Source organism: Sphingobacterium puteale, assembly GCF_003627955.1.
Classification (GTDB): domain Bacteria; phylum Bacteroidota; class Bacteroidia; order Sphingobacteriales; family Sphingobacteriaceae; genus Sphingobacterium; species Sphingobacterium puteale.
Genome location: NZ_RBWS01000018.1, coordinates 14,868 through 31,130, shown reverse-complemented (window position 1 = coordinate 31,130; position 16,263 = coordinate 14,868). Strand labels below are relative to the sequence as shown.

At 40.7% G+C, this 16,263-nt stretch carries 17 protein-coding genes; 15 read left to right on the top strand and 2 right to left on the bottom strand.

Going from position 1 to position 16,263, the window contains the following annotated elements; all coding sequences use genetic code 11:
• Positions 1-140: 140 nt before the first annotated feature.
• Both D7322_RS21210 and D7322_RS21205 read right to left on the bottom strand, forming a co-directional pair.
• Positions 141-1,034: an RNA polymerase sigma factor gene (locus D7322_RS21210; protein ID WP_121126238.1), complete on the bottom strand. Its 894-nt coding sequence runs from the start codon at positions 1,032-1,034 to the stop codon at positions 141-143.
• A gap of 7 nt (positions 1,035-1,041) precedes the next feature.
• Positions 1,042-1,356 (bottom strand): hypothetical protein, encoded by a 315-nt coding sequence (locus D7322_RS21205; protein WP_147430513.1) that lies wholly within the window; start codon positions 1,354-1,356, stop codon positions 1,042-1,044.
• 107 nt (positions 1,357-1,463) lie between these two features.
• Here D7322_RS21205 and D7322_RS21200 point away from each other — a divergent pair, with 107 nt between their 5' ends.
• The 15 genes from D7322_RS21200 (at position 1,464) to D7322_RS21130 (ending at position 16,194) form a co-directional block, all read left to right on the top strand.
• Positions 1,464-2,834 (top strand): dipeptidase, encoded by a 1,371-nt coding sequence (locus tag D7322_RS21200; RefSeq protein WP_121126236.1) that lies wholly within the window; start codon positions 1,464-1,466, stop codon positions 2,832-2,834.
• 60 nt (positions 2,835-2,894) lie between these two features.
• The gene (locus tag D7322_RS21195) at positions 2,895-3,797 is read left to right on the top strand and encodes a LysR family transcriptional regulator (protein ID WP_121126235.1); all 903 of its coding nucleotides are present in this window, start codon (positions 2,895-2,897) and stop codon (positions 3,795-3,797) included.
• Positions 3,798-3,877: 80 nt separating this feature from the next.
• Positions 3,878-4,858 (top strand): c-type cytochrome, encoded by a 981-nt coding sequence (locus tag D7322_RS21190; RefSeq protein ID WP_121126234.1) that lies wholly within the window; start codon positions 3,878-3,880, stop codon positions 4,856-4,858.
• Position 4,859: 1 nt separating this feature from the next.
• Positions 4,860-5,333, top strand: a complete 474-nt coding sequence (locus D7322_RS21185) for a DsrE family protein (RefSeq protein WP_245971409.1) — start codon at positions 4,860-4,862, stop codon at positions 5,331-5,333.
• Position 5,334: 1 nt separating this feature from the next.
• Complete coding sequence (locus tag D7322_RS21180) at positions 5,335-6,252, top strand: substrate-binding domain-containing protein (protein WP_245971408.1); 918 nt, start codon at positions 5,335-5,337, stop codon at positions 6,250-6,252.
• A 64-nt stretch (positions 6,253-6,316) separates the two neighbouring features.
• Positions 6,317-7,108 carry a lysophospholipid acyltransferase family protein gene (locus tag D7322_RS21175; RefSeq protein ID WP_121126232.1) on the top strand — a complete coding sequence of 264 codons (792 nt, stop codon included), beginning with the start codon at positions 6,317-6,319 and terminating at the stop codon, positions 7,106-7,108.
• Positions 7,090-7,848 (top strand): ABC transporter ATP-binding protein, encoded by a 759-nt coding sequence (locus tag D7322_RS21170; protein WP_121126231.1) that lies wholly within the window; start codon positions 7,090-7,092, stop codon positions 7,846-7,848. The genes D7322_RS21175 and D7322_RS21170 overlap by 19 nt, the downstream gene beginning before the upstream one ends.
• A 122-nt stretch (positions 7,849-7,970) precedes the next feature.
• Positions 7,971-8,192 carry a DUF2795 domain-containing protein gene (locus D7322_RS21165; RefSeq protein WP_028072584.1) on the top strand — a complete coding sequence of 74 codons (222 nt, stop codon included), beginning with the start codon at positions 7,971-7,973 and terminating at the stop codon, positions 8,190-8,192.
• A gap of 125 nt (positions 8,193-8,317) precedes the next feature.
• Complete coding sequence (locus tag D7322_RS21160) at positions 8,318-8,740, top strand: hypothetical protein (RefSeq protein WP_121126230.1); 423 nt, start codon at positions 8,318-8,320, stop codon at positions 8,738-8,740.
• A 374-nt stretch (positions 8,741-9,114) separates the two neighbouring features.
• A complete protein-coding gene (gene trpD, locus D7322_RS21155) occupies positions 9,115-10,104 on the top strand; it encodes an anthranilate phosphoribosyltransferase (protein ID WP_121126229.1) in 990 nt (329 codons plus the stop codon).
• A gap of 28 nt (positions 10,105-10,132) precedes the next feature.
• The gene (locus D7322_RS21150; protein ID WP_245971407.1) at positions 10,133-10,732 is read left to right on the top strand and encodes a phosphoribosylanthranilate isomerase; all 600 of its coding nucleotides are present in this window, start codon (positions 10,133-10,135) and stop codon (positions 10,730-10,732) included.
• Positions 10,729-11,913, top strand: a complete 1,185-nt coding sequence (gene trpB, locus D7322_RS21145; RefSeq protein WP_121126227.1) for a tryptophan synthase subunit beta — start codon at positions 10,729-10,731, stop codon at positions 11,911-11,913. Before D7322_RS21150 ends, trpB begins: the two co-directional genes overlap by 4 nt.
• A 3-nt stretch (positions 11,914-11,916) precedes the next feature.
• Positions 11,917-12,678 carry a tryptophan synthase subunit alpha gene (gene trpA, locus D7322_RS21140; protein ID WP_121126226.1) on the top strand — a complete coding sequence of 254 codons (762 nt, stop codon included), beginning with the start codon at positions 11,917-11,919 and terminating at the stop codon, positions 12,676-12,678.
• A 281-nt stretch (positions 12,679-12,959) separates the two neighbouring features.
• Positions 12,960-15,425: a phosphocholine-specific phospholipase C gene (locus D7322_RS21135; RefSeq protein WP_121126225.1), complete on the top strand. Its 2,466-nt coding sequence runs from the start codon at positions 12,960-12,962 to the stop codon at positions 15,423-15,425.
• 349 nt (positions 15,426-15,774) lie between these two features.
• Positions 15,775-16,194, top strand: coding sequence for an HYC_CC_PP family protein (locus D7322_RS21130; protein WP_121126224.1), 420 nt, complete (start codon positions 15,775-15,777; stop codon positions 16,192-16,194).
• The last annotated feature ends 69 nt before the right edge of the window (positions 16,195-16,263 follow it).

Below are 16,263 nucleotides of genomic sequence, written 5' to 3'. Positions count from 1 at the left end.
AAAACCAATGTTTTGTTACAGTAAATTTAATTTTATTTCTCAAAAAGTATTTTGAAACGGTCTATGGCTAATTGAGACGAAATAAAGAGGTTATATAATCAGGATACAGCAATCGAATAAATTCCACAAAAGATTCGGAATTATTGATAGCTTTTATCGCGTTGTATCTTGATCAATTTCCACAATTGCAGGCAGAAAAAACAGATCAATACCACAAAAACAATCTGGGAGAATATCGCTATATAATTGCGGTATGTGGCCATCATCTCCATCATCTCAAGTTTATTCATCCAATAGCTATTGAGTAGAATACCACAGATTGATCCCAAAAGGAAAAATATAATGGCATATTTTTTATCTGAAAGAGCTTTAGATTTTGCGTTTTCTAAATCTGCGATCCTGCCCATAATACGTTGTTCGAAGTCATCAAAGGGCATGCTTACTTTGCTCATTTGTATGACCTGTTTCATTTTCTTGTGTTCGTTATCCATGATATTCGGATTTTTAATCAATTGACTCAATACCTGTTGCATATTTTTTCGGGCCCGATGCAGAATGACTTTCGTATTAGCGAGTTTCCAACCCATTATTTCCTGGATTTCTTCCATTGATTGTTCCTCCAGGTAGAATAGACGTAAGGCGACAGATTCCTTGGGAGACAAAATAGCAAGGGCATCATTAATCATTTCTCTTCGCTCATTGTCGATAATTGCATCAAGTATAGACTCATCATAAGCCTGATCATGGTCTGTGAGATCAAAGTCGATCAGCGTCAATTTCTTATACCGTATGCTATTAAAAGCAATATGAACAACGATACGATAAAACCAGGTGCTAAATTTTGATTTACCTTTAAATGAGGACAGCGACTGATAACATTTTATAAAAGCATCTTGAACAACATCCTCAGCCAAATGTTCCTGCTTAACAATGGAAAGCGCAACAGAAAAAGCCATATCTTGATACGTTTTTATAAAATACCGGTATGATTCCACATCACCGGACAGTACTTTCCGAATATAGATTTCATCCATTGGATGGTTAAATATCGTGTTTTTTATCCAGTTTATTCGCTACAATCATTGCAACACCGGCGGCTATAATTAAGATTGCGACAGCGAGCGAATCTGGTAAGCCGGGGCTCACATAGTTTTGTATTACGCCCACGATAAACAACCCAATACCTATTCCTAATACCAGAATCCCCGGTTTTTGCCAGTCAGTAGGCTGTCTTCTTCTTTCCTCTCCCGGGATATTGATTGCGGTACTGCGATAACGCATGACAAAATAAACACAAAGTGTGATACAGGTAAATAATCCTACAGCCACAACTGCTGCCATTGTCTGTTTTTCCATAATGATTTGATTCAGTTTTAACATTAGTCACTACCGACTCTGAAAAGGTTACAACAAATTGAGTTAAATGTGTCTATTTGTGTAAATTTGTTTCAAATACAAACAATATGCAAAACATTAAAGAATATGTAGAAGCAAACAAGCAACGTTTTTTAGATGAGTTGTTTGATTTATTGCGTTTACCTTCGGTCAGTGCTGATCCCAAATTTAAGGGCGATGTACAGAAGACTGCTGAATTTGTTGCTCAAAAATTGCGTGAAGCAGGTGCCGACAACGTAGAAGTTTGTGCCACTGCTGGTAATCCAATCGTTTATGGCGAAAAAATTATTGATCCTTCATTGCCAACTGTACTGACTTACGGTCACTACGATGTACAGCCAGCAGATCCATATGAGTTGTGGGACACCCCTCCTTTTGAACCGACTATCCGCGATGGAAAAATATATGCCCGTGGTTCGGCAGATGACAAGGGACAGTTTTATATGCATGTGAAAGCTTTCGAATATATGATGCAAAACAATGCTTTGGCATGTAACATCAAATTTATGATCGAAGGTGAAGAAGAAGTTGGTTCGGTTAACCTAGGAACATTTGTAAAAGAAAACACCGAAAGACTGAAGGCAGATGTGATCGTGATTTCGGATACATCTATGATCAGCTTGGAGCAACCTTCTTTGGAGACAGGTCTCCGTGGACTTTCTTATGTCGAAGTTGAAGTCACTGGACCAAACCGGGATTTACACTCTGGAGTATATGGTGGTGCGGTTGCAAATCCAGCAACGATTCTCGCAAAACTTATCGCCTCCCTGCACGATGAAAACAACCATATTGCGATCCCTGGATTTTACGACGATGTTGTTGAATTAACGGATGAAGAACGCAAAGCATTGAATGAAGCTCCATTTGATATCGAAGAATACAAATCAGATTTGGGTATTCAGAATATCTGGGGAGAGAAGGGATACACAACTTTAGAACGCACAGGAATCCGTCCTACTTTGGAGGTCAATGGTATCTGGGGCGGATATATCGGCGAAGGTGCCAAAACAGTATTGCCTTCCAAAGCAAATGCAAAAATCTCGATGCGTCTTGTCCCGAACCAAAATTCTGAACGCATTACTGAGTTATTCAAAAAACACTTCGAGGGTATTGCACCAGATTATGTTAAAGTAGAAGTGAAACCGCATCACGGTGGAGAACCGGTAGTCACACCAACAGACAGTGTTGCCTATAAAGCCGCTGAAAAAGCTTTACATGAAACATTTGGCGTAAAACCAATCCCTACCCGCGGTGGTGGATCTATTCCAATTGTCGCTTTATTTGAAGACGTTTTAGGATTAAAAACAGTGCTTCTTGGATTTGGACTAGACAGCGATAACCTGCATTCTCCAAACGAAAAATATGGAATCGAGAATTACCTCATGGGTATCTCTACTATTCCTTTATTTCATAAATATTACGCAGAACTAAGTAAATAATTTAGTTTTTCATTAGATAAAGGGTTATTTTTAAATTTTAGAAATAACCCTTTATCATTTATGGATTTTGATTTTCGCCTCATCGTTTTTTATACTGCAGCTCAGCATCTTAATTTCACCAAGACCGCTTCGGCACTTTTCATCTCGCAACCTGCAGTCAGCAAAAACATTCAGGAACTGGAAAAAAAACTTGGTGTCCCTCTTTTTGAAAGGAAGGGAAATAACCTCGACCTGACTGAGCCGGGGCAAATTCTCTATAAATACGCCCAACAGATTATCAACCTCTACAATCAGGCAGGGCAGGAAATACAAGAACTTCAAACGGGACGTAAGGGAAACCTTGTGTTAGGAGCCAGCACAACAATCTCCCAATATGTGCTTCCCACCTTACTGGCAGATTTTCTCTCCCAATATCCAAATAACCGCATCCAGTCTTTTCAATCCAACAGCCGTAGCATTGAAGAACAGCTTATTGACAAAACATTGGACCTGGGTATCACGGAGGGCTCAACAGACAACAGGGCATTAAAATATATCCCCTTTATGAAAGATGAGCTCGTTTTGATCACCAATAGCGAAAACCCGCTTTTAAAACAATTGAAAAATCCTATTCTTTCGGACATTACACGTCTACCTTTAGTCCTTCGTGAGCAGGGGTCGGGTACGCGTACCATTGTTGAAAATGCATTAAAAGAACAACGTATCAGTCTTTCAGAGATCCAGATAGAAATGATATTACCATCAACAGAAAGTATAAAAGGATACCTGGCCCGCCGCCATAGTTTTGCCTTTCTTTCTATTCACACGGTTCAACGGGAGGTACTGAACAATCAATTGACCATTGTCGATATTCCCCAACTGTCTATTGAACGTTATTTCTATTTCACGCATCTATACGGAGGTCTTGCCGGTACCCCCAACCAATTCTTGCAGTTCTGCCTGAAACAAAATTTCAAGATATAACATTTGGTTATATCTCATAAAAAAACTTCGTTTTAATCGCTGTTAATAGACCGGTAGATTTGTACAAACGAATTAGAGGCATGGAATACAAAAAACTAACAACTTACCTAAAGGCGCTCAGTTGGATCATTATTGCATTGTTCATCACCTGTACAACACTCTGTATATTTCCACTTAAGCATGGAAGCACCGGTCAATCGACCGATTCGCCCGCTGCAGACAATGATTCTCTCATTACACATGTGTCACAGTTCAGAGCCGTATCATTCAAAGACAGCCCAGAAGGTGAAATGGCTAGTTACGGCGAGAAGCTGATCAAAAACACTTATGACTATTTTTACGAGGGGGAAATAAAAATCGGAAATAAATTAGCATGCAGCAGTTGTCACCTCAACGGTGGGACAAAAGCTTTCGCAGCTCCGTATGTTGGACTCACAAATGTTTTTCCAACCTATATCGGACGAGAAAACAAAGTTGAATCCTTAGAGGAACGTATTAATGGTTGCTTCGAAAGAAGTATGAACGGCCGAGCTATTCCAGAAAATGGCAAAGAAATGCGTGCTATTGTCACCTATATAAAAAATATCAGTATCAATACGGTCAATAAGGGAAGATTAACTGGTCAGGGCTTTGTCAAAATGGGCATACCAAATCGTGCTGCGGATTTAAAACATGGTCAATTGGTCTTTGAAGGCAAATGTACAAGCTGCCATGGCAAAGACGGACAAGGGGTGCCACAGCCTACCGGCAAGGGCTATTTATATCCACCACTTTGGGGAAAAGATAGCTACAACGATGGAGCCGGCATGGCACGGTTGCTTACAGCAGCGCGTTTTATAAAAGCAAACATGCCTTTAGGGGCAAGTTATGATGCTCCGCAGCTCAGCGATGAGGAAGCCTATGATGTCGCCGCCTACATCAATTCTTTCGATCGTCCGAAAAAAGCGAACAAGGAATTTGATTACCCGAATCTGACTAAGAAGCCAAAAGATAGCCCTTATCCGCCATACGCAGACAATATTAGTTTAGAACAACATAAACATGGACCTTATAATTTTTAATATGATGAAAAAACAGATGACAATAGCGTGCATCCTCTTAGCGATGACAACAATACAGGCGAAAGCACAAAGCAATAAATTATTGCTAAACAACCATCAATATACAGGGGCTGTTTCCAAGAAAAAACTGTATAAGGCGATCTATCAATTGGATAGTAATGATCCAAAAACCATTGAGAAAGCCATTCGCAATATCAACAATGTACTGAAAGATCCGCGACTGAAAGGACATCTTCAAATTGAACTGGTGGCTTTTTCTGGTGGTACCGAAGCCTATTTAAAAAAGAATAGCCAGTATGAAAAACCCTTACAGGACCTTGTAGAAAAAGGTGTTATTGTCGCCCAGTGTCTAAACACATTGGAAGAAAAACATATTGCAAAAGAAGAACTGTTTGATTTCATCGGTTATGTCCCTAGCGGGAACGGCGAATTGATCTTAAGGGCAAATGAGGGATGGGTCATTGTTAAACCATAGTATGATGAAAAAATCAATCACCTTAAGTCTCGCCTTGGCATGCTTTACCGTTCCAAAAATCAGGGCACAGGAACATCGTTTTGATCCCCCTTGGAACAATCCACCCGAATCAGCATTAAATTTTACTGTTCCCGGGATAGACAATATTCCGGATCTGTACGGGGATATTGAAAACCCGCAGCTCACTGTCTTTTTTGCCGGCAACCAGTTTATGGTTGTGGATGATTTACTGACATCTTTCAAAAAAGAATATCCACAATACGAACGTATTTTTGTCGAAACATTGCCACCGGGAATCCTAGCGAAACAGATAAAAGGGGGCTCAATTACGATTGGCAATCTGCGTATTACGCACCAACCCGATATCTACACCGCAAGCAAACGTGCAATTAACGAGATGGCAGATTATTTCAGTCATACCCAAACCTATTGTTACAACAACATTTGCCTGATGGTCCCTCAGGGCAACCCTGCAAATATCAAAACATTGAACGATCTGGGCAATTCCAATGTACGGATTAGCATGCCTAACCCACAATGGGAAGGCATAGGTGAACAGATTAAGGCTTCCTACAAAAAAGCAGGCGGTGAACAGCTGGTCAAGAAGATCATGGAAGATAAGGTAAAGGATGGCAGTACGTATTTAACAAAAATACATCATCGCGAAAGCCCCATGCGTATCCTTTACAGTCAAGCCGATGTAGCTCCGGTCTGGACTTCAGAGGTCGTCTACCAAAAGCTTATCGGTCATCCTGTTGAAGGCATAGCCATTCCTGATGCGCAGAATACCACAGCAACCTATGTGGCCGCGAAATTGAAAAATGCACCACATGCACAGGCTGCAGATGATTTTTTAAAATTTATGGACTCCCCCACAGCAAAGCAGATCTACAAAAAGTACGGCTTTACAATAGACTAAAAGAAAATGGATAATTAATTATCCATTTTCTTTTTTTACTTTAGGTCAAAATTAGTTGAATTGTATGGTTCTATTGCTCAAAAAACTCCATCGTTACTGGTATTTTATTAGCGTTCTACTTGTTTTCATCGTATTATTCCCCTATATCTATTTCTTGGCCCGGCATCCAAAAAAGAACTATGCCCAGATTGCGCGTATGCGACGTTGGGTATCCATAGGAGGATCAGCATTGGCAGGTGTATTTTTTAAAGTCACCTATGAATCAGAGATGGACTGGAACAGACCAATGGTACTTTGTCCCAACCATACCTCAGTGCTTGATATCACAGCGCTAACCTATCTATGTCCTGTTCCGTTTTCATTTATCGGGAAGGCCTCTCTTCTTAAAAATCCCGTAACCCGTATATTTTTCAAAACTATAGACATTCCTGTCACACGGAGGAGTAAAGTATCTTCATTTAAGGCATTTCAACGTGCCAACGAGCTTGTCCAAAATGGTCGCAGTGTTGTCATTTTTCCGGAAGGAAAAATAGATGACGGATTTCCACCTCAGATACATGCGTTTAAGTCTGGGGCCTTTCGTATTGCGGCACAAAACGATGTGCCGGTGGTTCCCATTATCATTGAAAACGCCTGGGATATCTTTTTTGATGATGGCGCCAAAAGAGGATCCCATCCGGGAATTGTCAGGGTCCATGTTTTTTCGCCTATTGAAACAAAAGACTTTGACGACAACAATGCCACAGACTTGGAGAAAATTGTTTATGACAAAATGCATTCCTATTGGATTATGAAGAATAAATCGTATTTTCATCAACCAGAGAACGTCCAAAAAATATGTCAGGAAAGATATTAATCGAAATCAAGGATATTGCACGTGAATACCAAATAGGCTCAGAGACAATCCATGCACTCAGCTCAGTAACGCTCAATATTCATAAAGGAGAATTTGTAGCGCTCATGGGGCCTTCAGGATCCGGAAAATCCACGTTGATGAATATTCTGGGTTGCCTCGATACGCCCAGTAGGGGTGAATATATCCTGAATGGGATTAATGTAAGTGACATGTCGGAAGACGAGTTAGCCGAAGTAAGAAATAAAGAAATCGGCTTTGTATTTCAAACATTTAATCTCCTTCCTAAAAGCACCGCATTGGAGAATGTGGCACTCCCTTTAATCTATGCAGGGTACAATAAAGCCAAGCGGGAAGAAAAAGCTACGGGCGCATTGGAAAGCGTCGGATTGGGACACCGCATGGATCACAGACCCAATGAGCTTTCAGGGGGACAGCGTCAGCGGGTGGCGGTTGCCCGGGCCCTGATCAATGATCCCTCGATCATATTAGCCGATGAACCAACGGGAAATCTTGATACAAAGACATCCATTGAAATCATGGGTTTGCTCGAGGAGATTCATTCCAAAGGAAATACCATTATCTTAGTCACTCACGAAGAAGATATTGCGCTACATGCCCATCGCATTGTACGCATGCGCGATGGTCTAATTGAAAACGATTACCCCAATACAGACATTAAATCCGTGTCACCACGGCTAAGTGCCTTAAATGAAAAAGGGAGCGACTTTGAGAATATTTAAAAATATTATTTCACTACAAATCAATCACTTATATTATTTATACAAAAATAACAGTTGATTTACTTGTTTAAGTTAAATTAAATGATAGTTTTGCGAAAATAGAGAACTTAAATTGTTTTTATATGTATTGGACATTAGAATTAGCTTCGCATCTAGAAGATGCACCGTGGCCAGCAACAAAAGATGAATTAATCGATTACGCTATTCGTTCGGGTGCACCAGTTGAGGTGATTGAAAACTTACAATCTCTTGAGGATGATGGTGAGCCATATGAAAATATTGAAGAAATTTGGCCCGATTATCCAACAAAAGATGATTTCTTCTTCAACGAAGATGAATATTAGCAAATAAAAAACGCCTTTAGTCAAAGGCGTTTTTTATTTCAGAAAATTAATCCATTGTCATGACATTCAGTCTTAAGCTTATGAAGATAAAACCAAATATATTGTTGTTAACGTTCATAAGCTGTATGCTATCTTTTTCTCTGTTCGCTCAGGAAAATCCTGCAGCGACAGAAAATATTGCTGTGTTAAGAAAATTCGTCCATCGTCTAAATGATCCCGATCTGGCGACTGACATCATTTTAAGTCAGGATATATTAACGGCGAAAAATCTAGATGAAGATCAACAGGAATATCTTTTGGCCAGCATAGACGAAATTCGAATCAATGTACAAAGCAAAGATATCCGTCAATTAGAATACATCAACTTTATAGCAGCTGGCCGGAAAGAAACCTACGATATTGATCTGGAAGGAATAGATCCGCAGCAAGTATATTTCGTGAGGTATCTCAAGCGTTTTGTTTTTGCCGCCGTTATCCGAGACAAAAAAATTGCCTCCTTTACCTTGGTCTCCAAAGGAAACAATAAAGCACATTTTGTGTTCTATTAATTTCCATAAGTGATCTTCGTTTTCAATCCTTTTAAAATACTCGCCATAGTTTGCACCTGATCATCCTATTCATGATATGGACAAGCACCATACACTTGACTTATTTCAGGATCTCACTCGCCTATACTTATGAGCCATCTTAAACCTAGACAGCTTTCTTAAAAATTTTTCAATAAAAACACTTGCATTTTAGAATTCTATCAACCATATTTGTAATAACAAAAATGGAAATGATAATAAGTATATTGAATAAGGCTTGGTGGTGGCACAACGAATAACGTTGTGGCAAACACCTATTGCATTATTTGATATATACATCAAGATATGATGGGCTTGCCTAAATAAGGTAAGCCCTTTTTTATTTAAAAAATATTATGAAAGAAATTTTAGCCCATTTATTTGAATACAAGACCTTTTCGCGGCAAGAAGCTTACGAGATTTTGACGAACATTGCCAAAGGTAAATATGATAGCCATCAGATCGCTGCTTTTATGACAGCTTATGGTATGCGCAGTATTCGGGTGGAAGAACTTGGCGGATTTCGAGATGCCATGTACGATCTGTGCCTCAAGCTGGATTTTGATGGCTATGACTTGATCGACTTATGTGGTACTGGCGGTGATGGTAAAAATACGTTTAATATTTCTACCATTGCTTCCTTCGTGACAGCTGGCGCAGGTTATCAGGTTGCAAAGCATGGCAATATAGGTGTATCATCGAGCTGCGGCTCCTCCAACGTAATGGAGTATCTAGGGTATCAATTCAGTAATGACAAAACCGAGTTGCAGCGACAGCTCGATGAAGCCAATATCTGTTTCCTGCACGCGCCATTGTTTCACCCCGCCATGAAAACGGTGGCCCCCATACGGCGCGCCTTAGGTGTAAAAACATTCTTTAACATGTTGGGGCCATTGACCAACCCGGCCAATCCGAAATTTCAATCGGTTGGTGTATTCAGCTTGGAGCTTGCACGCTTATACGGTTATTTATACCAAAATACGAACAAACAATATTCCATTATCCATGCACTGGACGGTTATGACGAGATATCGATGACCGGAGATTTCAAGGTTATCAACAATCAGGGTGAAAATTATTATAACATGGAGGAACTGGGCTTCAGCCCTGTTCTTCCACAGGAACTCGCAGGTGGGGACAGCATCGCCGAAGCAGCCCAGACCTTCTTGTCCATCTTGAACAACACAGGCACAGATGTGCAGAACAATGTTGTTTTGACAAATGCGGCGTTTGCCATAAAAACATTTCATCCTGAAAAATCTTTTGGCGACTGTTTCTATGAAGCCGAGGAATCACTTATGACAGGAAAGGCACTCAAAAGTTTCAAAAAAGTAATAAAGCAATAAGATGGCAATCAAGATAAAAGTTTGTGGCATGAAGCACCCTGACAATATCGTTGGAGTGACCGCCCTTGCTGTTGACTACATCGGTTTTATATTTTATGAAAAATCCAAACGTTTTGTTGGCGATGCTAATAAAGACTATATTAAAGGACTCCAAGGTGTTATAAAAGTTGGTGTTTTTGTCAATGCGAACCTCACGGAGGTCTATCGTAAAATAGAAGAGTTCGAATTAGATGCGGTTCAACTGCATGGTGATGAAAGTCCTCAATTCTGTGCAGAACTTAAGCAATGTGCACCAGTGACCGTGATCAAAGCTTTTGGTATAGACCCGCATTTTGACTGGTCAGTATTGGACGCTTACGTGGGAGCTGTAGACTTTTTTTTATTCGACACCAAAAGCAGTTCTTACGGCGGCACTGGGATGCGATTTGACTGGTCCTTATTGCAGCAATACAAACTCGAGTGCCCTTATTTTCTTAGTGGCGGATTAGATGCGGACAGTGTCCAAGATGCTTTACAAGCAAATGATCCCAGGTTGTATGCCTTGGATCTCAATTCAAAATTTGAAGTAGAACCAGGATTAAAAGATGTCGATCTTTTGGCCCGTAGCATAAATAGTATTAAAAAATGAGTATATATCAAGTCAATGAAAAAGGATATTATGGTCCATTTGGTGGTGCCTATATCCCCGAGATGCTCTACCCCAACGTGAAAGAGCTCCGTGAGGAATATCTCAAGATAATCGAAGAAAAAAGTTTTCAGGAGGAATTCAATCAGCTACTCCGTGATTACGTCGGACGCCCCTCCCCTTTGTACCATGCGAAGCGACTGTCTGAAAAGTATGGTACGACGATCTACCTTAAACGTGAAGATCTCAATCATACTGGAGCCCATAAAATCAACAATACCATCGGGCAGATCCTCTTGGCCGAGCGTCTTGGAAAAAAAAGGATCATTGCGGAAACAGGGGCCGGACAGCATGGTGTTGCTACGGCTACAGTCTGTGCATTAAAAGGAATACAATGTGCTGTCTATATGGGGGAAATTGATATCCAAAGACAGGCTCCCAATGTGGCGCGAATGAAAATGATGGGCGCAGAAGTCATTGCTGCTACCTCAGGTTCAAAAACACTTAAAGATGCGACAAATGAAGCGCTGCGTGACTGGATCAATAATCCTGTGGATACACATTACATTATTGGCTCTGTCGTGGGCCCACATCCCTACCCAGATATGGTTGCCCGATTCCAATCCATTATCTCCGAAGAGACGAAAAAGCAGTTGTTAGCAAAAACCGGAAAGGAGAATCCAGACATCGTATTAGCCTGTGTCGGTGGCGGCTCCAATGCTGCGGGGATGTTCTATCATTTTCTGGATGATGAAGCTGTACAGCTATATGCTGTGGAAGCTGCTGGACATGGTGTAGACTCGGGAGAATCAGCTGCTACGACAGCTTTGGGGAAAGAAGGTGTATTGCACGGAAGCCGATCCATATTGATGCAAACGGAAGACGGTCAGGTTATTGAACCCTACTCTATTTCAGCCGGACTTGACTATCCTGGGATCGGACCGCAACATGCTTGGCTATTTAAATCCGGAAGAGGAAGATATGTTAGTATTACAGATGATGAAGCAATGCATGCGGGCCTAGAGCTCACTCGACTCGAAGGTATTATCCCCGCAATAGAAAGTTCACATGCACTTGCCTATTTAGCGAAAATTCCTTTTAAGGGTGATGAAACCGTTGTGGTTTGTTTATCAGGGCGCGGCGATAAGGATCTTGATAACTATATGAAATACTTTGATTTTTAAAGCATGAATACGATTGAAAAAAAAGAAGGAAATCCCCTTCTATCGATATATTTTACAGCAGGATACCCAGCACTGGACAGTACAATCCAGATTGCTAAGAAACTGGAAGAAGCAGGTGCAGACTTTTTGGAAATAGGTTTCCCCTATTCTGATCCTGTTGCAGACGGACCTGTTATCCAACACAGTTCAGAAGTTGCTCTGGCCAATGGAATGACTGTCAAAAAATTATTTGAACAGTTACGTGAACTACGCCAACATGTACAGATCCCGGTCTTCCTCATGGGTTACGTCAATCCGGTGATCCAATTCGGCGTGGAGAAATTCTGTGAAGAGTGCAAAAATGTCGGTGTAGACGGGGTCATTATTCCTGACCTGCCCATGTATGAATATGAGGATCTCTACAAAGAAACGTTTGAAAAAAACGGTATCGCGAATATCTTTATCGTAACACCACAGACCTCAACCGAACGAATCCGGAAAATAGACAGTCTCTCCAATAGTTTTATCTACTTATTATCTTCCAATGCCACAACGGGCAAAACACTGGATGTGGGCGAAGACACCAATGCCTACTTTAAACGGATTCATGATCTGGAGCTAAAAAATCCATTGATCGTTGGTTTCGGAATTTCAAACAAAGAAGCTTTTCAGAAAGCAAGTCAATATACTGCTGGCGCAATTATCGGCAGTGCATTTGTTAAGAGGCTCGGAGAGCAAGATTATATGGATCAAATCCCTGATTTTATAAAATCAATAAAAGGGTAGGGACAACAGCAAGTACTAAAGCGAATTCACCGGAAAGCGATGGACTCGCTTTAGTACCCTGTTAACTATCTCAAAAAGAACTCCTATCGACCAGTTATAGAATTGCCTATAGTTCTATTCCCTTTAAAAGATATTTATTAACTTCATTGAGGTAAATAAGCATTCAGCCGAAAGTAACATTTCTTTCACTGAACGCTTATTTATTTTATAATCAGAGCGTAAAAGCCAATATTTGAAAAAAATATACATTTCGCTATATGACTAACCGAATAAGCTAACATATGGACACACGAAGAGATTTTTTAAAAAAGGCGGCCATGCTCGCGGGAGGTGCATCCCTTTCTCAGGTTATTCCATCGGCTATTGCAAAAGCAATGGCCATCAATCCTGCGGTGGGCAGTACCTTCTATGATGCCGAACATGTGGTATTACTCATGCAGGAAAATAGATCTTTTGATCACGCTTTTGGCACATTACGAGGCGTGAGGGGCTTCAATGATCCACGGGCGATCCGTCAGCCAAACAGACACAAAGTATGGTTACAGACGCAAAAAACAGGCGAAACTTATGCCCCATTCCGATTAGACATTAAGGATTCAAAAATTACCTGGATGGGCTGTTTGCCTCATAATTGGACCGACCAGACCGATGCCCGAAACAAAGGAAAGATGGACAAATGGCTAGACGTCAAACATTCGGGATTTAAAGAATTCGCAGACCTTCCATTGACCATGGGACATTATACCCGGGAGGATATTCCATTCTATTATTCACTGGCGGATTCTTTTACCATCTGTGATCAACATTTCTGTTCGAGTATTACAGGTACAAACCCCAATAGACTCTATTTTTGGACAGCTAATATTCGCGAAAATTTAAATGGAAAGGCATTGGTTTGGAACGGTGATTCAGAATTCAGTGGTAAAGCAAACTGGAAAACCTTCCCAGAACGTCTTTCAGAACTTGGCGTAGACTGGAAAATATACCAAAATGAGATTTCTTCAAGCAGTGCCGGATACAGTGGCGAAGCCAACGGTTGGTTGGCAAATTTTGGATGTAATCCCATGGAATATTTCCCACAATATCAGGTGAAATATAGTCCGCGTTATAGAGAACTACTTGCACGGAAAAAAGAAGAACTGGAACAGAAGATAGCCGCAACGACAAGTAAAGATAAACTTGACAAGCTGCATCAGGACCTTAAAAATGTGCTGGAAGAGCAGCAACAATATACCGCAGAAAATTTTGAAAAACTTGATGAACGTACAAAAGAGATCCATCGTCGGGCATTTGTGAATAATAGTGCACAAGCGGATTACATGGAGCTTGAAACGATGCAGTATCAGGAAGGTGACCATCAGCGGGAGCTGCAAATCCCAAAAGGCGATGTCCTGTATCAATTTAGAAAAGATGTTGAGGAAGGTAAACTTCCTACCGTCTCCTGGCTTGCGCCGCCGCAGCTTTTCTCAGACCATCCTGATTCGCCTTGGTTTGGGGCTTGGTATGTGAGTGAAATTATGGAAATCCTCACACAAAATCCAGAAGTCTGGAAAAAGACAATCTTTATTCTTACCTATGATGAGAATGACGGTTATTTTGATCACTTCGCCCCTTTTACGGCACCGAATCCCTACGAAGCCGATAGCGGTAAGGTATCCACTGGCATAGATCCCAAATTGGAGTTTGTCCGTCGTGATGAACAGTATTATCCAGAAAGTGGAAGAGAAAGTAATATAGGCCTCGGATATCGTGTCCCGCTGATCATTGCTTCCCCCTGGACAAGAGGTGGCTGGGTAAACTCACAGGTTTTTGACCATACCTCAAGTTTACAGTTTTTAGAGAAATTCATCAGCCACAAAGTCAACAAAGAAGTCAAAGAAACCAATGTCAGCAGCTGGCGACGTACCGTCTGTGGAGATCTCACTTCTGTATTTAGGCCATATCATGGGGAGCTCATCAAAAAGCCATTGGTACTGCAACGTCAGCCATTTATCAAAGAGATCCATGAGGCAAAATTTAAAGGTCTGCCAATGGGATTCAAGGCATTAACTGCCGATGAGATCGAACAGATCGAGAAGGATCCTAGCCGCTCGCCTTATTTTCCAAAACAGGAAGAGGGACTTCGCGACTCCTGTACATTACCCTATGAGCTTTATACCCATGGGGAATATCTATCCGGCGGAAAGTATCAGCTAACATTTGAAGCGTCCAATAAAATGTTTGGGACAGGTTCGGCGGGCGCTCCCTTTACAGTATATCATAGCATGCCCTATAAGGGAGAGATTGGCACTTCCCGCAACTACGCCGTAGCAGCAGGCGACAGCCTATCAGACAATTGGTCTATCAATGCATTTGACAACGGATTATTCCAGCTCGATATACATGGACCAAATGGGTTTTACCGGATGTTTAAAGGTGAGGCCAAACACCCCAATATTAAAATCCGTTGTACTTACGAAAAAAGCAAAGATGAAAACTCCTTTACAGGCCGTCTTTTATTTACATGTATAAATCAAGACAGTAGAAGTCATCAGCTCCTAGTGGAAGATGTCAGCTATGGACAGGGCAGAAAAGAAGTTCAGCTTAAAAGTGGTGTATCAACGACCATTCTGTTCGATCTTTCCAAACAAAGCTTTTGGTATGATTTCCGTATCAGCTGTAAAGATTACAGTGCATTCCAAGAGCAATATGCCGGTCGTATAGAAATTGGACATAGCGGAAAAAGTGATCCGTTATTAAGCAGATAACAATAAATTGAAACGGGGTTATTTTCGAAAGGAGATAGCCCCGTCTATCCATGATTCTTGTAACAAGTGGTCAATACGTCTGAAATCTTTTATTTCCAAAAATCATCATTCTACAAACCAACCTTTCGATATTACTCTTGTATACGACGAATAAGGTGGTAAAATCCTTTGTACAGTAAAACTGCACCAACAATCAAAAAAACAGCTAATAAATATAAACTGATGGAGTTAATAAATAGTAGACACATCATAACGGTAATTTTTGGTTTTTTATTTCTTATGTACAAGTTATAACATTTATCCAAAATATTACAAAAAAGAAATACAAATTTTCTCTACTTTTGTTGAGATGAGAAAAATTGCATTGTTTATCGGCTTATTTTTTTATTTGCTTGCGGCAAGTGGTGCAACTTTACATTTTCATTTTTGTCAGGGCGAGGCACAAAGTGTTTCATTAAGCCAAAATCACACAGCTCGTTGTCCACTGTGTGCCAAGTCAGAAAAAAAGCAGCAAAATCACTGTCATCAAGAAGGCAGTTGCAAGGATGTCACTATTGCTGCCCAAAAAGTGGGTGATTTCAACCGATTATCTCAAACACTCGATTTCAATCATTTTTCTCCCGCGATCATTACACTTTACTGGATACATCATTATCACCAATTTTCTGCTGATGAGGACAGTTCATCCAAATTAAGTGCAAACCAGAACAGCTTTTTCAGCAGATACAGTCCTCCTGTATTTATTCTAAATCAGAGTTTCAGAATTTGATTTCATGGCTTTTTGATTTTTAATCAAAAAAATGTCGAAGATCTTACCTTCGACCTTACATGCTATACC